General features: G+C 66.7%; 30 protein-coding genes. 13 read left to right on the top strand and 17 right to left on the bottom strand.

Going from position 1 to position 24073, the window contains the following annotated elements; all coding sequences use genetic code 11:
• Positions 1–13 precede the first annotated feature (13 nt).
• The 4 genes from ACOAMO_RS08540 to ACOAMO_RS08525 all read left to right on the top strand — a co-directional run bounded on the left by ACOAMO_RS08540 (position 14) and on the right by ACOAMO_RS08525 (position 3292).
• Positions 14–355, top strand: a complete 342-nt coding sequence (locus tag ACOAMO_RS08540) for a FeoA family protein (protein WP_420174382.1) — start codon at positions 14–16, stop codon at positions 353–355.
• Entirely contained in the window at positions 355–2286 is a 1932-nt protein-coding gene (gene feoB, locus ACOAMO_RS08535; protein ID WP_420174381.1) for a ferrous iron transporter B, read from the top strand. Before ACOAMO_RS08540 ends, feoB begins: the two co-directional genes overlap by 1 nt.
• A gap of 2 nt (positions 2287–2288) precedes the next feature.
• Positions 2289–2873 (top strand): NifU family protein, encoded by a 585-nt coding sequence (locus ACOAMO_RS08530; protein WP_420174380.1) that lies wholly within the window; start codon positions 2289–2291, stop codon positions 2871–2873.
• Between the two features lie 143 nt (positions 2874–3016).
• A complete protein-coding gene (locus tag ACOAMO_RS08525) occupies positions 3017–3292 on the top strand; it encodes a DUF1540 domain-containing protein (protein WP_420174379.1) in 276 nt (91 codons plus the stop codon).
• A gap of 90 nt (positions 3293–3382) precedes the next feature.
• Here ACOAMO_RS08525 and ACOAMO_RS08520 read toward each other — a convergent pair whose 3' ends face one another.
• Together ACOAMO_RS08520 and ACOAMO_RS08515 are read right to left on the bottom strand one after the other, a co-directional pair.
• A complete protein-coding gene (locus ACOAMO_RS08520; RefSeq protein WP_420174378.1) occupies positions 3383–4240 on the bottom strand; it encodes a hypothetical protein in 858 nt (285 codons plus the stop codon).
• 116 nt (positions 4241–4356) lie between these two features.
• Positions 4357–4725, bottom strand: coding sequence for a DUF5997 family protein (locus tag ACOAMO_RS08515; RefSeq protein ID WP_420174377.1), 369 nt, complete (start codon positions 4723–4725; stop codon positions 4357–4359).
• 34 nt (positions 4726–4759) lie between these two features.
• On the opposite strand from ACOAMO_RS08515, the gene ACOAMO_RS08510 reads away from it, so the two are divergent.
• From ACOAMO_RS08510 to ACOAMO_RS08485, 6 genes are all read left to right on the top strand, one after another.
• Positions 4760–5404 (top strand): LysR substrate-binding domain-containing protein, encoded by a 645-nt coding sequence (locus ACOAMO_RS08510; protein ID WP_420174376.1) that lies wholly within the window; start codon positions 4760–4762, stop codon positions 5402–5404.
• Positions 5405–5444: 40 nt separating this feature from the next.
• Entirely contained in the window at positions 5445–6284 is an 840-nt protein-coding gene (locus tag ACOAMO_RS08505; protein ID WP_420174375.1) for an aldo/keto reductase, read from the top strand.
• 55 nt (positions 6285–6339) lie between these two features.
• Positions 6340–6942 carry a hypothetical protein gene (locus tag ACOAMO_RS08500; protein ID WP_420174374.1) on the top strand — a complete coding sequence of 201 codons (603 nt, stop codon included), beginning with the start codon at positions 6340–6342 and terminating at the stop codon, positions 6940–6942.
• A 120-nt stretch (positions 6943–7062) separates the two neighbouring features.
• Positions 7063–7659, top strand: coding sequence for a hypothetical protein (locus ACOAMO_RS08495; protein ID WP_420174373.1), 597 nt, complete (start codon positions 7063–7065; stop codon positions 7657–7659).
• Entirely contained in the window at positions 7559–8632 is a 1074-nt protein-coding gene (locus ACOAMO_RS08490; RefSeq protein WP_420176995.1) for a TrkA C-terminal domain-containing protein, read from the top strand. The genes ACOAMO_RS08495 and ACOAMO_RS08490 overlap by 101 nt, the downstream gene beginning before the upstream one ends.
• 36 nt (positions 8633–8668) lie before the next feature.
• Entirely contained in the window at positions 8669–9367 is a 699-nt protein-coding gene (locus ACOAMO_RS08485) for a DNA methyltransferase (RefSeq protein WP_420174372.1), read from the top strand.
• A gap of 22 nt (positions 9368–9389) precedes the next feature.
• Here the strand turns inward: ACOAMO_RS08485 and ACOAMO_RS08480 are convergent, their stop codons facing one another.
• From ACOAMO_RS08480 to ACOAMO_RS08455, 6 genes are all read right to left on the bottom strand, one after another.
• Positions 9390–10040 (bottom strand): response regulator, encoded by a 651-nt coding sequence (locus ACOAMO_RS08480; RefSeq protein ID WP_420174371.1) that lies wholly within the window; start codon positions 10038–10040, stop codon positions 9390–9392.
• Entirely contained in the window at positions 10028–11251 is a 1224-nt protein-coding gene (locus ACOAMO_RS08475; RefSeq protein ID WP_420174370.1) for a sensor histidine kinase, read from the bottom strand. The genes ACOAMO_RS08480 and ACOAMO_RS08475 overlap by 13 nt, the downstream gene beginning before the upstream one ends.
• 28 nt (positions 11252–11279) lie before the next feature.
• Positions 11280–12260, bottom strand: coding sequence for a CPBP family intramembrane glutamic endopeptidase (locus ACOAMO_RS08470; protein ID WP_420174369.1), 981 nt, complete (start codon positions 12258–12260; stop codon positions 11280–11282).
• A gap of 10 nt (positions 12261–12270) precedes the next feature.
• The gene (locus ACOAMO_RS08465) at positions 12271–12432 is read right to left on the bottom strand and encodes a hypothetical protein (protein ID WP_420174368.1); all 162 of its coding nucleotides are present in this window, start codon (positions 12430–12432) and stop codon (positions 12271–12273) included.
• 151 nt (positions 12433–12583) lie between these two features.
• The gene (locus ACOAMO_RS08460) at positions 12584–12841 is read right to left on the bottom strand and encodes a type II toxin-antitoxin system RelE family toxin (protein ID WP_420174367.1); all 258 of its coding nucleotides are present in this window, start codon (positions 12839–12841) and stop codon (positions 12584–12586) included.
• A 9-nt stretch (positions 12842–12850) separates the two neighbouring features.
• A complete protein-coding gene (locus tag ACOAMO_RS08455; RefSeq protein WP_420174366.1) occupies positions 12851–13096 on the bottom strand; it encodes a type II toxin-antitoxin system prevent-host-death family antitoxin in 246 nt (81 codons plus the stop codon).
• A gap of 108 nt (positions 13097–13204) precedes the next feature.
• Between ACOAMO_RS08455 and ACOAMO_RS08450 the strand changes: the two genes are divergently transcribed.
• The gene (locus ACOAMO_RS08450) at positions 13205–13372 is read left to right on the top strand and encodes a type II toxin-antitoxin system PemK/MazF family toxin (protein ID WP_420174365.1); all 168 of its coding nucleotides are present in this window, start codon (positions 13205–13207) and stop codon (positions 13370–13372) included.
• 197 nt (positions 13373–13569) lie between these two features.
• Here the strand turns inward: ACOAMO_RS08450 and ACOAMO_RS08445 are convergent, their stop codons facing one another.
• The 8 genes from ACOAMO_RS08445 to ychF form a co-directional block, all read right to left on the bottom strand.
• The gene (locus tag ACOAMO_RS08445; RefSeq protein WP_420174364.1) at positions 13570–14058 is read right to left on the bottom strand and encodes a GNAT family N-acetyltransferase; all 489 of its coding nucleotides are present in this window, start codon (positions 14056–14058) and stop codon (positions 13570–13572) included.
• A complete protein-coding gene (locus ACOAMO_RS08440; RefSeq protein WP_420174363.1) occupies positions 14048–14350 on the bottom strand; it encodes a HigA family addiction module antitoxin in 303 nt (100 codons plus the stop codon). The genes ACOAMO_RS08445 and ACOAMO_RS08440 overlap by 11 nt, the downstream gene beginning before the upstream one ends.
• 8 nt (positions 14351–14358) lie before the next feature.
• Positions 14359–14640: a type II toxin-antitoxin system RelE/ParE family toxin gene (locus ACOAMO_RS08435; RefSeq protein ID WP_420174362.1), complete on the bottom strand. Its 282-nt coding sequence runs from the start codon at positions 14638–14640 to the stop codon at positions 14359–14361.
• Between the two features lie 116 nt (positions 14641–14756).
• Entirely contained in the window at positions 14757–15695 is a 939-nt protein-coding gene (locus tag ACOAMO_RS08430; protein ID WP_420176994.1) for an Abi family protein, read from the bottom strand.
• A 343-nt stretch (positions 15696–16038) separates the two neighbouring features.
• Entirely contained in the window at positions 16039–16938 is a 900-nt protein-coding gene (locus tag ACOAMO_RS08425; RefSeq protein ID WP_420174361.1) for a serine hydrolase domain-containing protein, read from the bottom strand.
• A 185-nt stretch (positions 16939–17123) separates the two neighbouring features.
• A complete protein-coding gene (locus ACOAMO_RS08420) occupies positions 17124–17423 on the bottom strand; it encodes a HigA family addiction module antitoxin (protein WP_420174360.1) in 300 nt (99 codons plus the stop codon).
• A gap of 8 nt (positions 17424–17431) precedes the next feature.
• Entirely contained in the window at positions 17432–17713 is a 282-nt protein-coding gene (locus ACOAMO_RS08415; protein ID WP_420174359.1) for a type II toxin-antitoxin system RelE/ParE family toxin, read from the bottom strand.
• 40 nt (positions 17714–17753) lie between these two features.
• Positions 17754–18827, bottom strand: coding sequence for a redox-regulated ATPase YchF (ychF, locus tag ACOAMO_RS08410; RefSeq protein WP_420174358.1), 1074 nt, complete (start codon positions 18825–18827; stop codon positions 17754–17756).
• A 193-nt stretch (positions 18828–19020) separates the two neighbouring features.
• Here ychF and ACOAMO_RS08405 point away from each other — a divergent pair, with 193 nt between their 5' ends.
• Positions 19021–20736, top strand: coding sequence for a VWA domain-containing protein (locus tag ACOAMO_RS08405; RefSeq protein ID WP_420174357.1), 1716 nt, complete (start codon positions 19021–19023; stop codon positions 20734–20736).
• Here the strand turns inward: ACOAMO_RS08405 and ACOAMO_RS08400 are convergent.
• Positions 20729–22582, bottom strand: a complete 1854-nt coding sequence (locus ACOAMO_RS08400) for an SDR family NAD(P)-dependent oxidoreductase (protein ID WP_420174356.1) — start codon at positions 22580–22582, stop codon at positions 20729–20731. The genes ACOAMO_RS08405 and ACOAMO_RS08400 overlap by 8 nt on opposite strands.
• A gap of 393 nt (positions 22583–22975) precedes the next feature.
• Between ACOAMO_RS08400 and ACOAMO_RS08395 the strand changes: the two genes are divergently transcribed.
• A complete protein-coding gene (locus tag ACOAMO_RS08395; RefSeq protein WP_420174355.1) occupies positions 22976–24034 on the top strand; it encodes an LCP family protein in 1059 nt (352 codons plus the stop codon).
• Positions 24035–24073 lie beyond the last annotated feature (39 nt).

The following is a 24073-nucleotide window of genomic DNA, read 5'->3' as shown; positions in this document are numbered from 1 at the left end:
TATCCTTTTCCCCATGAACCCTGTTGCGATCACCAACGCGCGCCTGACCCAAGTGCTCGGCACGCGCCACCTGAACACGGCCGTCGAGGGCGACGGCACCGTCCTGCTGTCGGAGCTGGCCCCCGGCACTGCGGGAACCATCGTCGGATTCGCCTGCGAACCTGACGCGGTGATTGGCCGCCGCCTGTTCGACCTGGGCTTCACGCCCGGGGCCCGCCTGGAACTGCTGCGCCACGCTCCCCTGGGCGATCCGCTGATGGTGCGCATCGCCGGGGCGGAGATGTTGCTGCGGATGAGCGAAGCCCGCCTGATCTGCCTGCGGCTGGACGCCCAGGCCACCCCCGGAGCAGCCTGATGACCTGCCACGACGCCGGCGCAACGCTCACCGCCGAGCACACCACCACCCGCCGCATCTGCCTGCTGGGCAACCCCAATGCCGGCAAGTCCACCCTGTTCAATGCCCTGACCGGACTGAAGGCCAAGGTGGCCAACTACCCCGGGATCACCGTCTCCAAGATGGTCGGCGAGCTGAACGTCGACGGCCAGCAGATGATGCTGGAAGACCTGCCCGGCACCTATTCACTTGATGCGATCAGCCCCGACGAGCAGGTCACCACCGAGGCCGTCACCGGTGACGACCACCCCGACGCCCTGGTCGTGGTGCTCGATGCCACCAGCCTGCGCCGATCGCTCGGCCTGCTGGCCCAGGCGCAGCACACCGGCGTGCCGATCCTGGTGGTGCTGTCCTTCTGCGACGAGCTCGCCCGCCGCGGCGGTTACCTGGATGCCGCCGCCCTGGGGCGCGCCCTGGGCAACACGGTGGTCATCGCCACCGCCGGTGACCGCAGGCAGCTCACCGATGTGAAGCACGCCCTGGCCGCACCCGAACTGTGGGACACGCCCGAGCTCGCGGCCCCCACCGATCCGGCACTGGTCCAGGCCTGGGTGGATTCCGTCCTGCGCGAGGCCGACTACCGAGCCCCCGACAGCGATGCCCGCACCCGTCGAATCGACTCGGTACTGCTGCACCCCCTGTGGGGAACGCTCATCTTCTTCGCCACCATGTACGCCTTCTTCCAGGTGATCTTCACCGTCGCCGCCCCGATCCAGGGCTGGATCGAGGACGGCTTCGCCTGGCTGTCCGAGCTGTCCGCGGCCCACATCGAGACCCCGTGGCTGCAGGGCCTGGTGGCCGACGGCCTGATCGGCGGCGTCGGCGGTGTGCTGGTCTTCCTGCCCCAGATCGCGCTGCTCTTCCTGATGATCTCGCTGCTGGAGGCCTCCGGCTACATGTCACGAGTGGCCTTCCTGATGGATCGCGTGATGGGCAAGGCCGGGCTCGAGGGTCGCGCCTTCGTCGCGATGCTGTCCAGCGTCGCCTGCGCCATCCCGGGCATCATGGCCACCCGCTCCCTGCCCTCGGCCAAGGATCGGCTGGCCACGATGCTCTCGGCACCGTTGATGACCTGCTCGGCCCGGCTCCCCGTCTACACCATGCTGATCGCGATGCTGGTGCCGCAGGAGGCCAAGGTGGGCACCTTCGGCCTGCAGGGCACGCTGATGTTCGCCATGTACCTGCTGGGCGCCGTCGTGGCCATGATCGCCGCTTGGGTGGCCAAGCGACTGCTGGGCCGGCGCGGCACCAACCTCCCCTTCTTCATGGAGATGCCCAGCTACCGCAGGCCCCACCTGCGTGACGTGATCGGCGGCGTGTGGAACCCGGTCAAGTCCTTCCTGATGAAGATCGGCCGCGTCATCCTGGTGCTGACCCTGGTGCTGTGGGCGCTGCTGAACCTGCCGGTGGCCAGCCAGGACCGCATGGCGGAGGCCGGCATCGACACCACCGACGAGGCCGCGGTGGCCACCTACCAGCTCGACAACTCCTATGCCGCCAGCATGGGCAAGGCCATCCAACCGGTCTTCGAACCGCTCGGCTTCGACTGGCGCATCACGGTCGGGGTGACCGCCTCCCTGGGCGCCCGCGAGGTCTTCGTCGCGACGCTGGGCCAGATCGCCAGCGCCGACGACCCGGAGGATCCCGCCGCGGCCCTTGAGAAGATGACCTGGACCGAGGGGCCGCATGCCGGGGAGAAGCTGTTCACCCCGGCGACGCTGGCGGCGCTGCTGGTCTTCTTCGCCTTCGCGCTGCAGTGCACCGCGACGATCGCGGTGCTGCGACGCGAGTCGGGCAGCTGGAAGTGGCCCGCCATCGCCTTCGGCTACATGTTCGTGCTGGCGTGGGGCTCCGCCTGGCTGGTGCGCACCCTCGTCGAACTGGCCGGCTGAGCGTGGCCGCCCGGCTGGGACACCCAACCGGCGTCCGGGATGATCCCCGGGCGCTGCGTTGGCGTGTGCTGGATGCCGAACTCCCCGGTGGGCGACTCGTCGCCGCACCGGGCGAGCTGGGCCGTTTGCTGGGCGACGGCACCATCACGACGGCCCGGGTGGAGCCCTGCGCCGTGCAGCTCCACCTGGCCAACGGCAGGTCCTGGCAGGCCGACGGGGATGCCGTCCGCCATGCCTTGGCCCTGTCACTGCCCCAGTGGCATCACTGGACGATCGACGTCGACGAGGATCGTGCGCTGCACGAGATCGCCCACGACGTCATCACCGGAGACTTCGCCGCCCACGTCGCCTCCCATGGCGGCAGGATCACGCTCACCCACGTGCGGGGCGACGTCGTCTTCGTCCAGACATCCGGCGCCTGCTCCGGCTGTGAACTCGCCTCGGTAACACTGCACCTGCGGCTGGAGAAGGCGATCCGGGAGCGCTACCCGCAGCTGGTGGAGGTGCGCGACGAGACCGCGAATGGCAGACATCAATTGTTCCCATTGCTGGGCCACCTCAGGAATGCCGGAAAGAAAGCCCAATGAGCGATGAGATCCAGCCATTCCACAACCGAATCATTGCCGAAATACCTCCGCGGCAGGTCAGCCTAACCATGCTGGACAAGGAATTTTGCCGGTTCTAGAGTTCTTTTCGTCAGACGCGCACAAAACACTGTTTCGGAGGAATCATGTCCATCGCTCTCCCCATCATTGACTCGTGCGCCACCACTGCCTGCGCCCTCAACAACGGCAAGTGCCAGGCCTACGCCATCACTGTCGGCTCGGCAGCCGCCTGCACCACCTTCACCGAACTCGACGCCCGCGCCGAGATCTCCGCCGAGGACGGCCGCGTCGCCGTCTGCCAGCGCCTGGAATGCACCCACAACCAGAACCTGTCCTGCACCGCCCAGAGCATCTCGGTGGGCGAGGAGAAGGGCAACTGCCTCTCCTACCAGGCCCGCTGAAAGCACCCAGCAGCAGACCCCAGCACCAGCAACACAAACAATACAAAAAAAGACGTGGGCCCCGGGCAGCACCCGGGGCCCACGCTTTTGTCACCTTCGGTTGTCAGACGCGCTATCGGCGAACGAAGGTGAGTCGAGGGGCCGCCACTGCTCCAATACGGAGGCCAGCGCCGGCAGGGACCAGACTGCCTCATCAAAGGGGCACAAACCGATGCGTGTGCGATGAGTTGTAACCTCCATCACACAAATTCCGGTCTTGTCGATGTCGACGACGTGGGTGCCAACGGCATCCACCATGGGCGCAGCGTGGTGCCGGGTGGAGACCCAGCGCATTCGTGGCTGCCGCGCCAGGGCCGAGAGGTCACCTTCCACGGCCTCCCCCAACACATCGCGCGCCACGATCTCGTCCTCGGGCAGCGGAAAGGCCATCTCGTGGCCCTGGTGGTGGGCGACGGCCCGGTGGTGCTGGCGGGCAACCTGGTCGAAGGCGACCGAATTGATGCCGGCGAAGTCGTGCACGTGGACTGCCTCCAGCTCCAGCACGGCCAGGCGGACGTCGGGCCAGCCGGCGGCCTCGAGCATCTGGGCGGTGGCGGCGCCACTGTGCAGGTAGCGATCGGTCTCCTCCGCGTCGATCACCCTGAGATCGCCCAGGGAATGCGCGGAGCAGGCAGTGAGCTGGACGTGGACCTCCGGGGCGCCCTTGCGCAGGTCGAATCGGACGCGGTGGATCTGGCCGTCCAGCAGTTCGGCCGGGAACACACCGGCCACCAGGAACTGCCCCAACCGGTCCAGCCCGTGGCACAGCAGCGGCCAGGCACGCTCGGGATCCAGGTCATAGGCCACCACGTCGGCCAGCCCGGCACCCGACAACAACCGGTGCACGGTGGAATGGGTTCGGGCAGCCACCATGGCATCACTGACCGGGCTGCACTGCTCTGTCGACATGGACACCTCCATTGGCTGATTAGGCAAGCCTAACCTATGCATGGGTGGCGTCCTTTGACAAGACCCCGTTCCGCGACCGTCAGCCCCCGCCTCCGTCTTGGGCGGAGGGCATCCGGTCAGCTCCTGCCGCGCGAGCGCTCCTGCTTGAGGCGTTCGTTCTCCGCGACCACCTGACGATGGACCGAGCGTTCGTGCTCCAGCCATGCCGGAGGATCGGCCAGCAACTCCCCCACCTGTTCGGCGTCGAGGGGCTCGGTGATGCCACCGCGCGCCAGGCCCGAGTTGGAGACGCCGAGCTTCTGCGCCACCACGTCACGCGGGAAGGGGCCGTTCTTGCGCAGCTCGACGAGCCAGGCCGGCGGATCGGCCCGCAGCGCGTCGAGGTCCTCGCGGGTGAAGGAGGCCTGTTGGAAGTCCTCGGGGGCGGCCGAGAGCAGGATGCCGAGCTTCTGGGCGGCGGTCGATGGTTTCAGGATTTGGCTCACGTCGGCGAGCGTATCCGAGCGCTAGCCTGCAGGGGTGAGCCAGAACCCCGCCCAGCCCGTCGGCCTGCGCATCGGACACGTGCGCGGAGTGACCACCACCAAGTGGCAGCGCACCTGGGAAGAGCGTTTCCGTGATCCGTTGGTCATCCGCGAGGTGGCCGACGACGAGCAGCTGCTCGGCCTGCACGACGGCAGCCTCGACATGTGCTTCGTGCGGTTGCCCATCGAACGCGAGGGCCTGCACGCGATCCCGCTGTACGAGGAACAGATGGTCGCCTGGGTTTCCAAGGAGAACGCGATCGCGGCGGTCGACGACGTCACCCTGGCAGACCTGGAGGACGAGACGGTACTGCCACAGCTGGACGCCACCGCCATCGACCGGGTGCTGGTCGGTGCCGTGCTGGTGGTTCCCATGTCGGTGGCTCGCGCCGCCAGCCGTCGCGACCTGGTTTACCGCCCGATCGTCGACGCCGATCCTTCCCCGGTGGCGCTGGCCTGGCGGGTCGACGACGAGAATCCGCTGCTGGACGAGTTCATCGGGGTGGTTCGGGGTCGCACCGCGAACAGCTCGCGCACCCAGAAGGAACGAGCCAGCTCCGGTTCACGGCCCACGCCGGCACGGCCGGGGTCACGCCCCAAGCGTCCACGGACGTCCACCCGCAAGACCCGACGCCGCTAGCCCCGCGGCGGCCCGCGACAGGCTGGCTAGATTGGCAGGCATGAGGACTGTCGACTTCGCCGGACGAGAAGTACCAACGATCGGACTGGGCACCTGGAACATGGGCGAGGGTCGCGCCCCTCGCTCGCAGGAGGCCGATGCCCTGCGAGCCGGGCTGGACGCCGGGCTCGTGGTGGTGGACACCGCAGAGATGTATGCCGACGGCGGCGCGGAGGAAGTGGTGGGCGACGCGCTGGCCGGGCGTCGCGACGACGCCGTGCTGGTCAGCAAGGTCTACCCGCACAATGCGTCGCGTCACGGTGTGCGCGCCGCCTGTGAGCGCAGCTTGGCGCGGCTTCGCACCGATCACATCGACGTCTACCTGCTCCACTGGCGCGGACGCCACCCCTTGTCCGAGACCGTCGCCGGCTTCGAGGCCCTCGTCGACGAGGGACTCATCGGAGCCTGGGGTGTCTCCAACCTGGATGCCGACGACCTGCGCGAGCTCGGGCAGGTACCCGGCGGTGAGGGCTGCGCCACCAACCAGGTGCTCTACAACCTGACCCGACGCGGTCCGGAGCTGGGCGTCTTCCCGGCAGCCGCCGCGTCGGGGATGCCGATCATGGCCTATTCCCCGCTGGAGCAGGCCCGGATCTTCGACGCGCCCGGCGCCGAGGCCTTGGGTGCCGTCGCGAAGCGTCACGACGCGACGGCCGCACAGGTTGCCCTGGCCTGGACCATCCGGAACGGCCGCGTGCTGGCCATCCCGAAATCCGCCTCCCCGGCGCGGGCGCGGGAGAATGCCGCGGCGCTGGAGCTGGTCCTCACCCACGAGGACCTCGCCGAACTCGACGCCGCCTTCCCTGCCCCGACCAGGCCGGCCCCGCTGGAGATGCTGTGAGATGAGCTGACCGGTCAGCAGTGGGGCGAGACCGGCCAGACCCTAGGATGACCCCATGCACCCCAGGGCCAGCGAGTACTACGAGCTCCTGCGGCGCGAGGGGCGCCTGGAGATCCCCGGCATCCGCAGCCAGTGGATCGCGTGCTTCGTGATGGCTGGCCTGGTGGTGGTCTTCGGCATCGCACTGACCGTGGTGTTGGTCGTCTCGGCAGAGACCTCCTCGACGCCGGTGCTGCCGGTGACCCTGTTCTTCTGGGGGCCGATCCTCTTCGCCGTGCTGGCTCTGGTGATCCCCGGCTGGATCCTGGCACGTCGACGGATGTCCCTGGTGATCACCGGCGAGGCGGTCGAGGAGCACGGCAACCGCGCGGGACGGCGCGAGGTTCTCACCAGGTACCGCTGGGTCGACGTGGAACAGGTGCGGCTGGTGCGCGCGCGCCACACCCTCGTCGGGTTGCAGCTGACCCCCCAGCGGTACGAACAGTTCGTCTCCGACTGCCCACGGGTGCCCAGATCGCTGCTCCGGGGCACCGATCGCTTGTTGGGGCCCCGCACCGCGCTGCTCAGCCGCTACCGTGGCGGCCCACGCGCCATCCGCGACCTGCTCAGCACCGCCCACTCGGAGGTTCTGCACGCCCAGCGGCCTCCGCTGTACTGACCCCGACCCCTGACCCACGCCCCCTGATCCACGCACTGACCACCCCTTGGGGTCTTGCGGACACCCGGCCGGGCATGGATCAATGGACCGCCCCTTGCTTCCCCTACCCCGAGGATCCTCGTGCTGCAGCTCTTGGCCGACAACACCTTCCTGCTGATCTTCCTGGTCATCACCCTGGGCGCAGTCGTCGGGGCCATCCCCGTCGCGGGCATCCGCTTCGGCGCCGCCGGCACCTTGTTCGTCGGGCTGGCCGTGGGTGCCCTGATCCCCGAGCCCGTCGGCGATCTGGCCGCGCTGCAGAGCCTGGGGCTGGGGCTGTTCGTCTATCTGGTGGGGCTGGAGGCCGGGGAGAGCTTCTTCAAGGAGCTCAAGTCACAGTTCGGGGTGATCGCCTCGGCAATGGGCGCCATCATCGCGGGTGCGGCCGCCGCCGTCGTAGGCGGGCTGCTGCTGGGCGTGAGTCGCGAGATCACCGTCGGCATCTTCTCCGGCGCCCTCACCAATACCCCGTCGCTCTCCCTGGCCCACGCAGACCGGTTCCGAGCTGCCCGCCGTGGGCTACTCGCTGGCCTACCCCACCGGCGTGGTGGTGGCGATCCTGGTGCTGACGCTGCTGATGAACCGCAAGTGGAAGGCGCCCAAGGACTCGCTGGACGAGGGCGATGCCGTGCTCGACGTCCTGGACATCCGGGTGGGGCGCACCATGAGCGTCGATGACTTCGTCGAGGCCGGGCAGGGCCGCATCCAGATCTCGACGGTGCGCCGCGCTGGTCGCACCACCATCGTCGATCCCGACAGGCCGCTGGAGGCCGGTGACGTGGTCACCGTCGTGGCCGCCCACTCGGTGGTGGACGAGCTGGTCAAGGCCGTCGGCACCAGGGTGCGCCGCCGCTGGCCCCAGGACCGCAACATCGCGGTCAGCCGCTTCACCGTCTCCGACGACGAGCTGGTGGGCCGCCCGATCAGCGAGCTGAACCTGCACGACCGTCTGGGCTCCACCATCACGCGCGTGCGCCGCCTGGACACCCGCATGGTGGCCACCGCCGACACCTACCTGGAGCTCGGCGACGTGGTGGAGGTGGCCCACCCCGCCAACCGACAGGAGGCGGTCACCTCCTACTTCGGCGACTCGCGGCGCAGCATCTCCGAGGTTGACCTGGTCGCCCTGGCCGGCGGCCTGACGCTCGGTTACTTGGCCGCGCTCGTCGTGATCCCGCTGCCCGCCGGGGCCTCCTTCGCGCTGGGCTCGGCGGCCGGTCCGCTCATCGTCGGCCTGGTGCTGGGCGCGCTGCAGAAGAGCCGGTTGGACATCAACTGGAAGCTGCCCGGGTCGGCCAACTTCACCCTGCGCCAGTTCGGCTTGATGATCTTCCTCGCCGCGGTGGGCATCTCTTCGGGGCCGGCCTTCGCCTCCACCGCCCTGAGCATGACCGGACTACTGTCGGTGGCGCTCGGCGCCGTGGTGACCGTCGTCACGCTGTTGGCCTTCTTCGCGCTGATGCGCGTGCTGGGGCAGTCGATCCCGCGCGCCAGTGGCGGCGCCGCCGGCATCATGAGCCAGCCCGCCGTCTTGCAGTTCGCCACGTCGCGCCTGACCGACTCGCGCGTGATGAACGGTTACAGCACCGTCGTGACCCTTGCGGTGATCACCAAGATCGTGATGGTGCCGCTGATGCTGATCATCATCTAGGTTCCACCTGTCACACCCACCGCTAAGGTGCACGTCATGAGCTCCCCGCGGCGGCTGGACTCCCCGCTCACCACCACTTTGCGAGCCTTCCTCGAAGGATCACCTCCCGGCTCCGACGAGGACGTCCACATGGTTCCCGCCATCGTCGACCACGTCATCGAACGCCTCAGCAGCCCCGGCGACATCGTCTTCGACCCCTTCGCCGGCTTCGGCACCACCTTGGAACGAGCGGTCCATCTGGGCAGGCGTGCTGCCGGCGTCGAGCTGCTGCCCGAGCGCGTGGACTACATGCGTCGCCGCACCCCGCAGGCCTGGGTCGCGGCGTGCGACGCGCGTGACCTCCACAGCGTCACGCAGGTGCTGGCCGGCAAGGTCAAACTCATCGTGACCTCGCCGCCGTACATGACGGTGACGCACCACGAGGCCGATCCCCTCACCGCCTACGCGGATTCCGGCGGTGACTACACCCGTTACCTGCGCGAGCTGGGCCTGGTGGCCGAGCAGTGCGCCCGGCTCCTCACCCCGAGCGGCCACCTGGTGTGGAATGTGGCCGACATTCTCCACGAGGGCGTCGTCACTCCGCTCATCGACGACTGCACCCGGGTGCTGGGGGCCCACCTCACGCGTGAGGCCATCGTGAAGATCGACTGGGACGAGCTGCCGCACGACCTGACAGCCGACGCACTGCTGGTCTTCGCCACCCCCGCGCGCCACGCGCGCGGTGTCAATCCATGATCGTGGCCCCCACCACGGCCAGTCAGCTGGCCAGCCCCGAGTCCAAGAGCGCCAAGACGGCCGACACCCGTCGGTGCGTGTCGGCGTCGGCGACCAGCCCCAGCTTCGCGAAGATGTGCTGGATGTGCTTCTCGACGGCACCCTCGGTGACCACCAGCTCGTCCGCGATGGCCTTGTTCGACAGGCCGCGGGCCATGAGTTCCAGCACCTCCAGCTCGCGCGGCGTGAGCTGCTGCACCGGGTGGTCTGCCCGTGTGGCGAAGATCTGGCGCAGCAGCTCGGGGTCGATCACGAAGCCTCCGGCCGCAACCTGGTCCAGCGCCGCGAGGAAGGCGTCGATGTCGCTGATCCGGTCCTTGAGCAGGTAGCCGGTAGCCGCGCCGCCACCGCCGACGAGTTCCCGCGCGTAGTCGAGGACGACGTACTGGCTGAGCATCACGATCGGCATCTGTGGCCAGTGGGCGCGGATCTCGACCGCCGCCGACAGGCCGTCAGCGCTGTGCGAGGGAGGCATCCGGATGTCCGAGACGACGATGTCTGGACGCAGCTCCAGCGCCGCCCGTACCAGGGCAGGCGCGTCCCCCACGGCGACGACCTCGTGCCCGGCGTCGGTGAGCAACAACCGGAGCCCTTCGCGCACCAGCACCGCGTCATCCGCGATCACGACGCGCACGGCACCACCGCCTCCACCTGGGTCGGCCCACCACGCGGTGAGTCGATGATGAGTCTGCCATCCACGCCTGCCAGACGCTCCTGCAACCCGCGCAGGCCGTGACCCTTGGCTGCGTCCGCACCACCGTGGCCGTCGTCCCGGACCCGCACGACCACCGCGTCGTCCACCATGCGCGCCGCCACGTCGATGCGCTGCGCACCGGAGTGTTTGTTGGCATTGGCCATCGCCTCGGCCATGACGTAGTAGACGGCCGTCTCTACGTGCTCCGGCAGCCGGGGGACGTCGACCGCCACGGAGGCGGGAATCGTCGAGTGCCCGGCCAGCTCCGTCGCGGCAGCACCGAGCCCGCGCTCGGCCAGCAGTGGTGGCGCCACCCGACGCCCCAGCTGCCGCAACTCCTGCAGGGTCTGGTCGGCCTGGGTGCGAGCGTCGTCAAGGATTTCGGCGGCCCGCTCGGGATTGGTCGTGAGCTGGCGCTGGGCGCGCGTCAGGTCGAGCTGCAGGCGGACGAGGCGTTGTTGCGGTCCGTCATGCAGGTCGCGCTCCAGCCGTCGCAGCTGATCGGCCTCCGCCTGCCGACCGGCGGCCCGCGACGCAGACAGCTCGTCCACGCGCCGCGCGAGTTCTCCGTCCTCACCGAGCAGCGCGGCGCCGAAGTCCGACTGGACGCGGGACATCGGGCCAACCACCCAGGGCAGCAGGACCAGCGCCACGAGGCCCACCAGGGCTTGGACGATGTGCATCGTGCCAGCGCTCGGGTCCCACGTCCCGAACTTGAACCAGTGGCCCGGGTAGAGCGAGGGCAGCACGATCTCGGCCGCCGTGATCGGGAGCGCCAGCACCAGGCCGAGCCAGGCGATCACCACGCCAGCGGTGACCACGGCAACCAGTCCGCGCAGGATGGCCCACACGAGCTCCAGCCAGGTCTGGCGGTCCGACAACACCCGTGGGCCAACCCGTGCGGGCGGTTCGATCGTCCTCCCCAAGAGCCGCGCCTGCAGCCGACGTTCGCCGGCTGCGGCCACCGTGGCCACCGTCCCGGCGCCCTGCATGATCGCGAAGCCCCCGACGAGGGGGCTCAGCAGGATTCCGACGGTGGCCAGCCCCAGGACCACGACCGCTGTCGGGACTGCGATGACGAGCGAGACGAGCACGTAGGCGAGCTGGCGCGCCGTCCGGACAGCAACACCCGGGGAGGATGTGCGGCTCATGACTGCTCCCGTCGTCGTTGTCATCACGCTACCGGGCGGGGGCGGCGGCTCCGCGACCTCCGCCCCGCGTCCACGCGGCTCGCACGAGGCCGCCCCGGCGAGCCACCAGGACGACCGCGGCGACCGAGACCAGCAGGCCCACAGCGACGGCCACCACGCTTCCCTCGAGGCCGAAGGCCCCACCGCTGATCGCAGGGTTGCCGACAGGCGTGGGGGTGAGCCAACCGTGGTGACCACCGACGCCCGAGACGTTGAAGCCGAACAGGACGCTCTGCACGACATTCCAGGCGAAGTGGACGCCGATGACGAGCCAGAGCGATCGGGTCAGTGCGTACAGCGTGCCCAGCAGGAGTCCGGCCTGGACGGCGATGGCAACGGCGCTCCCGGGGGCGGCGTTGGGGTTGCCCAGGTGGACGGCCCCGAAGAAGCCGGCCGAGACGAGCAGGGCAGGGATCGTCCCCAGGCCCTGTTCGACGTAGCGGAACAGGACACCGTGGAAAAGCAGTTCCTCACCGATCGCCGCGTTGACGCCCAAGGTGAGCACCATGGGCGCCCAGTCGACGCTGCTGGCGGCCGGCCCCCATTCGATGCCGCCGAGGAGGGTGACGACGCCAGCCGTGACCGTGATGAGGGTCACGCCGATCGCCAGACCCGCGGCCAGGAAGGTCATGGGACGCCGGAGCAGTTCCACGGGACGGCGGCCTTCCAGCCCGACGATGACGGCGTAGCCGATCATGTTGGCGATGAAGTTCGTCCAGCCCAGGCGTGCCTCGTTCTCGGGATTCTCCCCAAGAGCCAGGAAGGCCACGAGCAGGACGATCTGCCCGACGTTGAACAACGCCATGGCCACCAGCCACAGCAGGGCCGGGTGGGTGATCCGGCGTCGCCACCGTGGCATGGCCGCCACGGCCTCGGGCGAGCGCTCGACGGAGTCGACGGGCCTGTGGTCGCTGCGACGGATGGCGGGGAACCACGGGAGGAGGTCGGCGGGCAGGACGTTCGCGGTCATGCATCAATCGTCACGAAATGCCCTGCCAGGGAACATCCTGCTGGCTGGCGTCCTCGAGGTCGTGGTAGCCCGACCCTTCGCTCGCAGCGGCCAGCTCCAGTGCAGAAGGTGGCCTGCGATCGCCGCCAACAGCGCTCACGCACCAGCAGGACTCCGGCAAGCGCTTCAGCATCGACGGGATCATCTCCGGAAGCGACTGATGGCCGCACAGACCAGCCCCTACCGCGTCGAGCTGACCGCGCCACGACAAGGCATACGACGACTGAACTAAATCACTGGACGCCGAAGCGGAAACTCCATCCCGTGGGACGGCGGACGCCATCTCATCGATACACCTCTCGGCGATGCCCGACCCGGAGCACGAGGACTACCAGCTCGTCATCCTGGACGTCGTATACGACACGGTAGTCACCGACGCGGATGCGCAACTCTCCTCTTCCTCCCTTGAGCTGAATGCAGCCCGGCGGGCATGGGTCAACGGCGAGGCCATCAATGGCCTCAAGCAGTCGACGAGCCGTCGCTTTGTCGAGCTTCCGAATAGTCTTCGCCGCCGAAGGGACGTAGCTGATCGTGTACAGCATCGAACAGATTCAGAGGCCAAGCTCGCGCATGAGCTCCTCGTGAGAGACTCGCCCCTTTTCGTTACGAGCCTCGGCGGCACCACGGACATCAGCCCGATCCTCCAATGCCTGCAGCGCACGATCGAAGAACTCGGGGGACACAACCACGGCACGGCGACCAACTCCGCGCGAAGTGATCTCGACAGGCTCTCGCTGCGCCACGGCGATGTAGTCGCTCTGCTGGTTACGGAACTGGGACAGGGTCACGGAAGCCATGAATCTATGCTACAACTTGTACAAGTTGATAACAAGCAGGCGGTGGACCCGACGCCCAGACGGTCGATCGGGCCCTGCGTGCGTTGAGGCAGCTGTCAATGGGGCGCGGTGTACATCGAACCGGATGGCGAGAACCGGCTGAGCGCTCCATCGGCAGCCCAGTGCCAGCATGTGCGCTCGGTGTCCGTCGCGCGCCTCACGACGAAGCGAGGCAACGTGGGACCCATGACGCTCGCCGAGGTGCGCGAAGTGCTGGGACTACTGCTGGAGCTTTGAGCGGTCCTACCCGTTGAAGCGGAACTCGGACCGAGCACCGATGGCCCAGGAGGCTTCGGCGATCAAGAACAACCTCGACGGATGCATGACGACGTCGTCACCATCGAGGTAGCAGCTACACGTTGAAGCGGAACTCCACCGAGTTTCGGCACGAGGAACCATCTGCATCCTTCACTTGCTGCGCAACGACTCCGCAGTTACAAATCCAGGTGCATGTCGAAGTTGGGCACGCGGACGCCTCGAACCAGATTGAGCTTGTTCTCGGCATCGAGAACGAAACCTAGGTGATCGAAGACCGGCCGGGCCGCACGGCTGGCATGCGTCACTAGCCTCGCAATCCCCCGACTGCGGGCATGCCCACAGACGGCCTCGACCAGGACTCGCGCAACCCCTCGACCACCGGCGTCAGGATGGACGAACAGCATGTCCAGCAATCCGCCATCGGCCAGATCAGCGAAGCCGATCACACGCCCCTGCAACTCGGCCACAACGGTCCAGACTCGCGCCCGGCGCGCATGCCACGCACCAAGGTCCACGACATCGGGGGCCCACGCCGCGATCTGCTCCGCGTCGTAGTACTGCGCGGCCGTATGGCGTACCGCCCGTTGGAAGACCTCCAAGGTTGCAGCCGCGTCACCCTCGCGGTAGCCGCGAAGGCGCACCACCCCTTGCATGTCAGCCGGCACGTTGCAACGGCTCGATTTCTGACACCTGATCAGCCACACGCTCCTCCGCCAGCTCCAGCTCGTATCGACTCTGCAGGTTGAGCCAGAACTGCGGCTCAACACCGAAGTAGCGCCCCAGGCGGAGTGCGGTGTCGGCCGTGATGGCCCGCTTGCCGTGCACGATCTCGTTGATCCGACGCGGCGGGACACCGATCGACACGGCGAGCTTGTGCTGCGTGATGCCGAAGCCTTCGATGAAGTCCTCCATCAGGACCTCACCAGGATGGATCGGCGCGTAGAGCTTCTCAGTCATGGTGCACCTCAGTGGTAGTCCTCGATGATCACGTTCTCCGGGCCAGCCTCGGTCCACACGAAGCAGATCCGCCACTGATCGTTGATCCGAATGCTGTGCTGACCCTTGCGGTCACCCTTCAACGCTTCGAGGCGATTCCCCGAAGGGACCCGAAGCGAGGCGAGAGACACGGCAGCGTCCAACTGATGCAGCTTTCGGTTCGCCGTCCTATGGATCCTCGGATCGATCCTCGGCACCCGCTCACGCAGCCATACGAGCTCCGTGTCGCGGTCGCCGAAGGATCTGATCACCACTCAACAGTGCCAGACATGACGCGATGCGTCAATAACGTCAGACGTTAAACCTGAACTCCACCACGTGTCCACGCGTTCAACGATGACGCCATTCCCAGATAGCCATCCGACCCCTATCCGGACACAGGCCGCCTAGACGGCCTCAACTCGATGCGCTGCGCCCAGAAAGGGTCGTCGGACCAGTCCGGCGGCATCCCCATGGCTGTGAGCGGAACGTCTGGATGCTCATCGAGCAACTCCTTCAGTCGCCGTGCCCAGCTGCTTCCGGGAGACAGCGTCGACAGCAGGGACTGGAGCGCCACCAGGACGGGGTACAGCCGCGCCCGTCGCGCTGCGCTGTCTGCAATCACAGTGGGATCAGCCAGCCACGCCACCGACGGTGATGTAGGCAGCGCCGGGGATACGCCCAGGACGGCGTTCCACAGCCGACCATGGTGGGCGCAGATGTTCCGGACACGCACGAAGGTCCGCATCCAGGACACGAGCAGCGGCTCATTGATTCCCAGAGACTTGGCGATCGCCGTCCGATCCGAGCGCCGCTTCAGGTTGCCGATCAGGTGCTCGACCTGCCCCAAGGTGAGACGCTCCATGACAATCCATGACGGTGGGAGCTCGGGCGTGCCGTACGTCAGCAAGTAGTGCTCCAACGCAGACCGATGAACCAGTGCACCATCCGTCTGCTCGGGCTTGGCGAGCAGCTGGCGAGAACAGTCTTCGCGGACCGACGCCACGAACTCCCGATGCCTCCGCGAATCCCGGAAATGGGTCGGGTCCACGTACCAGAACGCCCCGTGAGCCTGCGACATGTGATCGGTCAATGCAGACCGCACCGCCACTTCAACGCGCTCCAGGGCATCGAGCACCAGCAGCCGGAGCTTGCGGTCGAAGACATAGATGTCCAGGACGTCGTCGAAGGTCACATCCGGCCGAAAGTCATCCGACTCTGCACGCCGGAACGGGATCATGTAGGGCGACAGCCGGTAGTAGCCGATGCTGCGGACGTATCGCTCCGCACGCTCCACATCGGGGATGAGCAAACCACGATCCTGCATGCGCGCCACGAGAGCAGCGTGGCCAAGTGGCGACTTGTCGTAGACGCCGACGCCCCGCTGACGTGGGACTCGACGCCCCATCCGCACTCCTCTGGGTAGAAAAATCCCCCAAGTGCGCTTCCATGGAGAGGCGTGGGGGATCTAGTAGCCCTAGGTTAACACGTGCCGCGTTGAAGGTTCACCGGCACATGGAGAGTCGATCCGATGAGCCTCAACCAGATGTGGAACCGGAACTCGAGTCCCCACCCCAACCCAGCAACTTCCGTCTGACCAGCGGTTTTACACATTGAACCTGAACTCGACCGCGTTTCAATGGAAAGAGCCATGATGCGGCCACGTGCCCCTAGCTCATGCCCGATACACCCGAGGACGCGCCAGCCAGAGCCCGCCCCAGGTCATCCACCGAGTTCATGGTGTTGCTGAGCACGACCACGCCCCGCGCACGGCTGGGGCAAAGACTCATCCAGCTGCTGAAGCCACCAGTCATGCCGTTGTGCCACACCAGTGAGCCCTGGTCGATATGCCAGCCGTAGCCGATGCGAAGACCGCCGTCGACGACAGCGGCCGGTTCCATCGCACTCGCACCAGGCGCAGTGCCGTCCAGCAGCGCCTGGAGGTATCGGGTCATGTCAGCGAGAGTCGATCGAACACTTCCACTGGGCGCTTCAGCACCCAAGGTCCAAGGCGCAGACCGCCTCCCCCACATGACCGAGTAGCCGCGCGACGCATCGGCTGGAAGCAATTTTGGATCTGATGGGACGAAGGTGTCGACCATACCCAATGGCGCGAACAACCGTTCCTCGAGCAACCGCGGGAAATTCGTCCGGGCTTGGCAAGCCAGCGCCTGGCCGAGCAAGGAGTACCCGAGATTGGAGTAGGCATACTCCTTCGGCCCCACATTCGACCGTCGCGCGTCCGCGATCAGACGCTCGAGAGTCACAGACGCGCTGGGGTCATGCACGAGCAGGGGCCAGAGCACAAGACCAGAGATGTTGCGGCACGTCCTTGCCATGCCAGGCAACCCGCTTGTGTGCGTGGCAAGCTCTTCAAGCTTGATGCCAGCTGCCTCGCTTCCCTCCAGGTCAAGGAAGGCCCCCAACTGGGATCGTCGGCCGATGTCACCGCGCGCCACCATGTCAGCAAAGACCGAAGCCGTCATCGTCTTGGTGATCGAACCGATCTCGTACTGCGTGTGCCGATCGGCACCAAAATGCGCTTCACGGACCACGCCCTTGTCGATCACCGCAATGCTGACCCGATCTCGAGGCCCGTGTGAACGTCGAAGAATCTCCTCGGCTTCGCGGACCAGCCAGGAACTACCAGATGACGGGCTGCACAGTTTCGGAGTCCTGACTCGGGCGAAGACCTCGAAACCCGCCGCCCCCGCCACCACCAGGCCCGCCCCGACAGCCAGTCGTCTACGAGAGTTCACGCAACCTGCAAAGGCTTGATCTCCGCCACCTGATCAGCCACACGCTCCTCCGCCAGCTCCAGCTCGTATCGACTCTGCAGGTTGAGCCAGAACTGCGGCTCAACACCGAAGTAGCGCCCCAGGCGGAGTGCGGTGTCGGCCGTGATGGCCCGCTTGCCGTGCACGATCTCGTTGATCCGACGCGGCGGGACACCGATCGACACGGCGAGCTTGTGCTGCGTGATGCCGAAGCCTTCGATGAAGTCCTCCATCAGGACCTCACCAGGATGGATCGGCGCGTAGAGCTTCTCAGTCATGGTGCACCTCAGTGGTAGTCCTCGATGATCACGTTCTCCGGGCCAGCCTCGGTCCACACGAAGCAGATCCGCCACTGATCGTTGATCCGAATGCTGTGCTGACCCTTGCGGTCACCCTTCAACGCTTCGAGGCGATTCCCCGGAGGGACCCGAAGCGAGGCGAGAGACACGGCAGCGTCCAACTGATGCAGCTTTCGGTTCGCCGTCCTATGGATCCTCGGATCGATCCTCGGCACCCGCTCACGCAGCCATACGAGCTCCGTGTCGCGGTCGCCGAAGGATCTGATCACCACTCAACAGTGCCAGGCATGACGCGATGCGTCAATAACGCTACACGTTAAATCTGAACTCCACCACGTCGCCGTCCTGCATGACGTAGTCCTTGCCCTCCAGGCGCGCCTTGCCAGCCTCGCGGGCAGCCTTGACCGAGCCGAGGGAGATCAGGTCTTCGTAGCTGATGACCTCGGCCTTGATGAAGCCCTTCTGGAAGTCGGTGTGGATCACGCCGGCGGCCTCCGGGGCGGTGGCGCCCTTGCGGATGGTCCAGGCTCGGGCCTCATTGGGGCCTGCGGTCAGGTAGCTCTGCAGCCCCAGGGTGTCGTAGCCCACGCGGGCCAGCACGTCCAGGCCGGGCTCGTCGACGCCGGACTCCTCCAGGAACTCGCGGGCCTCATCCTCGTCCATCTCGGTGAGTTCGGCCTCGAACTTGGCGTCGAGGAAGATCGCCTCGGCAGGCGCGACGACCTCGCGCATCTTCTGCTTGAGGTCTTCGTCGGCCAGCTCGTCCTGGTCACAGTTGAAGACGTAGATGAAGGGCTTGGCGGTGAGCAGCATCAGCTCGCGCAGCTGCTCGGTGTCCATCCCGGCGGCAAAGATCGTCTGCCCGGAGTTGAGGATCTCCTGGGCCTGCTGCATCGCCTCGAGCTTGGGGCGCATCTCCTTCTTGATGCGGGCCTCCTTCTCCACCCGCGGCAGCGCCTTCTCGATGGTCTGCAGATCGGCAAGGACCAGCTCGGTGGTGACAGTGTCGATGTCATTGGCGGGGTTGACGGTTCCGTCCACGTGGGTGACGTCCTCGTCGACGAAGACGCGGGTCACCTGGCAGATGGCGTCAGCCTCACGAATGTTGGCCAGGAAGGCATTTCCCATGCCCTCGCCCTGAGAGGCGCCCTTCACGATGCCGGCGATGTCCACGAAGCTCACCGTGGCGGGAAGCAGGGCCTTGGAACCGTAAATCTTTGCGAGTTCAGCCAAGCGCGGCTCGGGCACCCCCACCACGCCGACATTGGGCTCGATCGTGGCGAACGGGTAGTTCGCAGCGAGCACGTTGTTGCGGGTCAGCGCGTTGAACAGCGTTGACTTGCCCGCATTGGGGAGACCGACGATTCCGATGGTGAGTGCCACGTTGGCCAAGCCTAGTTGGTTGGCCCGCCGCTGCCCCAATCGGACATGCTCGGCACCCGGCTGCCACCACAGGAATCGTCGCCTTCGAGCTGGAACACCAGACTTTCTCCAAAGCCGCTCCCACACGGTCAGCGGCGAGTAGGTCAAACGCTCTATTCTGAGAATCATCCTAGAAGAATCTCGGGGGAGATCGATGAGCAAGACAGCACCACGGCGGGCACTGCCGCAAAGCCGTGCAGAGAGCCGCCGCGGTCCGCTGCTCATTGCGGGTGCGGCAATCTCGACGCTGGCCGTCGCGGGGACCGTCTTCGCACTTTCCCAGCCCCGCCTCTCCCCGCAGGGCGACGCACGTCGCGGCTGCCCCGAGCAGGCGCAGGTGCTCGCGGATCCCGCCTGGGCAGAGACGATCACCGCCGCCGGAGAGGCCTGGGGTACGTCCCTGTCCCCCGGTTGTCGCCCGATCACGGTCACACCGCAACGCTCTGCGGTGGTGGCCCGCGACGGCCTGGGCGAGCACGACGGCTGGTTCCCCGAGGACGCGCTGACCGTGCAGGGCGCCGCCGAGCCCGAGCTGCGCACAGCCCAAACCACCCAACTGGGCACCTCACCGCTGGTGGTCGTGACGCAGCGCTCCGCCGGCTCTGCCGTCCCGGGAGGCATCCAGGGCGAAACCTTGCGCCAGATGATCACCCTCGACAAGAGCTGGGCGGATTTCGGGCACGAGGAGTGGGGACACCTGAAGCTGGTGCTGCCCGATCCCGAGACGAGCATTGCCGGTGCGGCCGCCTTCGCCAGCCTGATCAACCAGACAGGCCGCGGGGCGCCGATGCCCACCGACCTCGTGAAGGCCACCCCAGACCAGCTGAACATGGCGCGAGTGGAGCAGCGGTTGGTGGCACGCCCCGAATTGTCAGATGTAATCCGCCAGCTGCCAGCCGATCCAGCCGACGAGAACGGCCTCACCCCCGCCGGCCCCCGCACCGGGGTCACCACCCTCACCAAGGCCCTGCAGACCGACACCCCGCTGGCCGCATCCTTCCTCGACAGCCACACGGGTCTCTCGCTGGTGATGGCCAACCCTGCAGAGCACAAGACGCTCACCCGGTTCGCCGAGTGGCTCACCGAGGAAGAGGGGGCCGCAGTCTTGGCCCAGCAGGGGGTGAACACACCCGTGACCGCCCCGCAGGCCAAGCGCCTGGTTGCCCTCGGACTCCCGAACAGGGCTCCGGCCGTGCAGCCCAATGTGCCCGACCAATTGGAGCAGGCCCGCAGCGCACTGGCCGCAATGCAGCGACGCACCTCAGCCCTGCTGGTCCTGGACACATCGGGCTCCATGGCGGAACCGCTGGGCCCGGGCGGTCCGAGCCGGATCGAAGCCGTGGTCGGCTTGGCGATCGGCACCTGGAATGCCTGGCCGCCCGGCATGGCCAACGGCCTGATCACCTTCAATGCCACCAACGACGCGGCGATGACGCCTCAGGTCCGCGAGGTGATCCCGCTGCAGCGCGACAACACCAAGAGTTGGCTCAAGGACCGCCCGAACTACCAGCAGCAACTGAAGCGGTTGCCGCAGCAGGTCTCGGGCGGCACGCCGCTGTACCAGGCGATCACGCACGCCTGGCGTTACAACGTCGAGCACTACCAGAACGGTCTGGTCAATCGGATCATCGTGGTCACCGACGGCCGCGACGAGGATGCGGCCAGCACGGTGGGCTATGAGCAGATGATGCAGGCCCTGCCCGACAAGCCCGATCCGGCCCGTCCCATCAAGGTGACCTATGTGGCCCTGGGACCCGACGCCGACTACGCCACCTTGCAGAAGATCGCCAAGGCGACCAATCAGAAGGCGATGCAGGTCAAGTCGGTGGACGAGCTGCAGACCAAGCTGACCGAGTTGATGGTCAGCTGACGGCACTCTCCCGATTGCTCATCACCGACAGCGTCGGACGACCGTTGCGCAGCTCCCCCACGCTCTGGTGGGTGAGGGTGGCCATCGAGTCGGGGTCATTGCCGTCGACGTTGATGAGCTCGGCGGGGTCCAGCGGTGGGACGCTGACGCTGCTGATCAGCTCATGCTCGGTCTGCCGGGCGTCCTCGTCGTTGCTGAACAGCACCTCGTCCATCTTCTCGTTGGGGCGCAGCCCGGTGAAGACGATGTCGATGTCCTGGCCGGAACGCTCGATGAGGTTCTTGGCCACGTCGTAGATGCGCACCGGCTGGCCCATGTCGAGCACCATGACCTCGCCCGGCGTACCGATGGCACCGGCCTGGATGACCAGCTCGCAGGCCTCTGGAATGGTCATGAAGTAGCGCGTGATGTCGGGGTGGGTGACGGTGAGCGGACCGCCCTGCTTGATCTGGCGGGTGAAGGTCTCCAGCATCGAGCCGCGCGAGCCCAGGACATTGCCGAAGCGAACGCTGAGGTAGGTGCCGCCGGTCTTCTGGCCGTAGAAGGCGGTGAGCTCCTCGGCGATCCGCTTGGTCTTGCCCAGCACGCTGGTGGCGTCGGCGGCCTTGTCGGTGGAGATGTTGATGACGCGCTCGGCGCCGTGGGCTTCCGAGGCGCGCAGCACGTTGAGGGTGCCCAGCGCATTGGTCTTCCAGCCCTCGGCCGGGTACATCTCGAGCATCGGCAGGTGCTTGAGCGCGGCGGCGTGGAAGACCACGTCGGGACGGTGCTCGGCGAAGATGCGGTCGAGCGCCTCGCTGTCGCGGATGTCGCACAGCACCAGGTTGCGAGTGTTCAGCAGGCCCTGGTTGTAGATGCTCAGCGAGGTGCTGTGCAGGCCCGACTCGTCACGGTCGAGCATGACCAGTTCCTTGGGGCCGAACTTGTGCACCTGGCGGGCGATCTCAGACCCGATGGAGCCACCGGCACCGGTGACCAGCACCACCTTGCCCTGCAGGTAGCCGGCAATGGAGGTGAGGTCGGTCTTGATCTGGCTTCGTCCCAGCAGGTCGACGACGTTGATCTCGTGCAGCTGGTTGAGGGCCACCCGGCCGCCCACCAGCTGGTCGAGGGGCGGGAGCACCAGCAGCTTCAACCCGTTGGCCTTGGCCACGGCGTCCAGCTCGGTGAGGTATTCACCGCTGGCGCCACCCATCGCGATGATGATCTTCTGCACGTTCTGCTGCCGGGCCACCTTCACCATGTCGGCGCCGGTGCCACGCACGCTGGTGCCCAGCAGGTGCAGGTTGCGCTTCTCGGGCGCATCGTCCAGGAATCCGCGGATCTCGTACTGGCTGTCGGGGTCGTTGTGGATCAGACGCCCCAGCTGGGCACCCGCATTGCCTGCACCGTAGATGAGCACGGGCTCGGGTGGGGTCTCGACGGTGCGCGGCGCGCCATTACGCTCCAGGACGGCGCGAGCGAAGCTGTGCCCCCACGCCATGATGATCAGTGCACCCATGGGTGCCGTGACGATCACACCCCGGCTGAAGTCGGTGAAGAAGGCGAAGGCGAGCCCCAGGAACAGGCCGATTCCCAGCACCACGGTCCCCAGGAGCATGGTTCCTTCAAAACTGCCAACCCGGTAGCGCCCGCGATACATCTTGAGACCCATGCCCACCACCAGCTGCGCTGCAGCGGCGAGGCAGGCGTACATGAAGGCCATGGTCCACTGGAGACCGGTGACGGCAAAGTCGTAGCGGGCCCCCAGATAGGCGAAGGCCGCCAGGAACCACGCAAGGCAGTCCCAAAGAGCCATGCCGCCGCGGATGACCATCGCACGTCGGGACGGGTTCGTGGGGAGCATCGGAGACATTCCTTTCAGTCAAAGCCGCAGCTGCAGACGTGCCCAGCCCGGCCGAATTCCCCCCGAATTCCAGTACATGGTCCGGTGCAGACCGCAACTGCCCCGCGGCGACAGCCTCCACCAGACCCTCACCATACCCAACCCGGACGCTCTACATAGCATCCTGTTCGGACACCCGCTTCCCCCTCGAAGGAGTTTCGATGTCCACCTCGACACGGCCGTGGCCCTAAGCTAGGAACTATGTCGGTCGTCCCACCCCGAGAATCCAAGCCCCACCAAGGCACTAGCTCCACACTGAAGGCGCTGGTCGGGCTGCTCGTTGCTGCCCTCCTCTTGGGCGCCATCGCCGCAGGAGCCTACGCCTGGCACCTAAGCAACACGATCAGCAAGAACGTGCAGCACGAGCCCTTGCTGCCCTCCACCGAGGCGAAGAACCTGGTCGTTCCGCAGGACGGACAGGGAAATCTGATCGATCCCAAGATGACCGTGCTCGAGGATGACCAGGGCCAACCGATCAATGCCGCGTCCCTGCACATCGACGAGGAAGGGCGGGTCGTCGACCAGCGAAACCGACCGCTGCTCGTGTTGAACGGGAAGGCCCTGCCCAAGCTCTCCGACGACCAGCCCGGTGAATACCTGATGGGTGTCAAGTCGAATGCGCTGGCCCAGCCGAAGCGCTCGGCCAAGGCCGGCAACTCACTCAACTTCCTGGTGGTGGGCACCGACAACGGCAGCGACGGAGCCAACCGCTCCGACGTGATCGTGCTGGCACACGTCTCGGGAGACCGCAAGCGCGTCGACCTGATCCATGTACCACGCGACCTCTACGTCACCATTCCGGGCAGCGGCAAGAACAAGATCAACGCCTCCTACGCCTACGGCGGAACCCCCTTGCTGGTGCAGACATTGCAGCCACTGATCGGCGTACCGATCGACCACGTGGCCAAGGTGGACTTCGACGGGTTCAAGAACATGACCGATGCCATCGGCGGTGTCACCGTCACCACCCCGGAAGGCCCGCGCACCTTCAACGGAACCGACGGCTTGGCTTGGGTTCGTGAACGGTACACCGTGGGCCAGGGCGACATCGGCCGGGGACAACGCCAGATGATGTTCATTCGCGCCGTGCTCACCAAGGGCCTCTCCAAGCAGGTGCTGTCGAACCCCCAAGAGCTCTCCCGCTTCCTGAATGCCGCCACCACCAACATGGTGGTGGATGAGGGCTTCACCACCAATGAGATGCAGAAGCTCGCGCTCAGCATGCGCAATGTGCGCGGCAACGACATCAAGATGCACACCGCCCCGTGGACCGGGGTTGGCACCGGCCCCCATGGCATGTCGATCGTGAACATGAGCGAAGAGCAGATGGCTGTGCTCTCCGAGCACCTGCAGAACGACACGATGAAGGATTATGTGGACAATGTCTCGCCCAAGTCGGGCTTCGGACGCTAGAACTTAACCAGGCAAGAACTCCCGCAGCTCCCCCGGCTG

Source organism: Luteococcus struthionis (genome assembly GCF_048595755.1).
In the GTDB taxonomy this organism is placed as follows: Bacteria; Actinomycetota; Actinomycetes; order Propionibacteriales; family Propionibacteriaceae; genus Luteococcus.
The sequence above is the reverse complement of the archived record's forward strand: the minus strand, read 5'-3'. Positions and strand labels throughout refer to the sequence as shown.

Excerpts from the sequence above, each read along its gene's own strand:
- ACOAMO_RS08540 (WP_420174382.1), top strand. The coding sequence starts at position 14 with ATGAACCCTGTTGCGATCACCAACGCGCGCCTGACCCAAGTGCTCGGC.
- feoB (WP_420174381.1), top strand. The coding sequence starts at position 355 with ATGACCTGCCACGACGCCGGCGCAACGCTCACCGCCGAGCACACCACC.
- ACOAMO_RS08525 (WP_420174379.1), top strand. The coding sequence starts at position 3,017 with ATGTCCATCGCTCTCCCCATCATTGACTCGTGCGCCACCACTGCCTGC.
- ACOAMO_RS08520 (WP_420174378.1), bottom strand. The coding sequence starts at position 4,240 with ATGTCGACAGAGCAGTGCAGCCCGGTCAGTGATGCCATGGTGGCTGCC.
- ACOAMO_RS08505 (WP_420174375.1), top strand. The coding sequence starts at position 5,445 with ATGAGGACTGTCGACTTCGCCGGACGAGAAGTACCAACGATCGGACTG.
- ACOAMO_RS08500 (WP_420174374.1), top strand. The coding sequence starts at position 6,340 with ATGCACCCCAGGGCCAGCGAGTACTACGAGCTCCTGCGGCGCGAGGGG.
- ACOAMO_RS08490 (WP_420176995.1), top strand. The coding sequence starts at position 7,559 with ATGAACCGCAAGTGGAAGGCGCCCAAGGACTCGCTGGACGAGGGCGAT.
- ACOAMO_RS08485 (WP_420174372.1), top strand. The coding sequence starts at position 8,669 with ATGAGCTCCCCGCGGCGGCTGGACTCCCCGCTCACCACCACTTTGCGA.
- ACOAMO_RS08475 (WP_420174370.1), bottom strand. The coding sequence starts at position 11,251 with ATGAGCCGCACATCCTCCCCGGGTGTTGCTGTCCGGACGGCGCGCCAG.
- ACOAMO_RS08470 (WP_420174369.1), bottom strand. The coding sequence starts at position 12,260 with ATGACCGCGAACGTCCTGCCCGCCGACCTCCTCCCGTGGTTCCCCGCC.
- ACOAMO_RS08465 (WP_420174368.1), bottom strand. The coding sequence starts at position 12,432 with ATGCTGAAGCGCTTGCCGGAGTCCTGCTGGTGCGTGAGCGCTGTTGGC.
- ACOAMO_RS08460 (WP_420174367.1), bottom strand. The coding sequence starts at position 12,841 with ATGCTGTACACGATCAGCTACGTCCCTTCGGCGGCGAAGACTATTCGG.
- ACOAMO_RS08455 (WP_420174366.1), bottom strand. The coding sequence starts at position 13,096 with ATGGCTTCCGTGACCCTGTCCCAGTTCCGTAACCAGCAGAGCGACTAC.
- ACOAMO_RS08440 (WP_420174363.1), bottom strand. The coding sequence starts at position 14,350 with ATGACTGAGAAGCTCTACGCGCCGATCCATCCTGGTGAGGTCCTGATG.
- ACOAMO_RS08430 (WP_420176994.1), bottom strand. The coding sequence starts at position 15,695 with ATGCAGGATCGTGGTTTGCTCATCCCCGATGTGGAGCGTGCGGAGCGA.
- ACOAMO_RS08420 (WP_420174360.1), bottom strand. The coding sequence starts at position 17,423 with ATGACTGAGAAGCTCTACGCGCCGATCCATCCTGGTGAGGTCCTGATG.
- ACOAMO_RS08405 (WP_420174357.1), top strand. The coding sequence starts at position 19,021 with ATGAGCAAGACAGCACCACGGCGGGCACTGCCGCAAAGCCGTGCAGAG.
- ACOAMO_RS08400 (WP_420174356.1), bottom strand. The coding sequence starts at position 22,582 with ATGCTCCCCACGAACCCGTCCCGACGTGCGATGGTCATCCGCGGCGGC.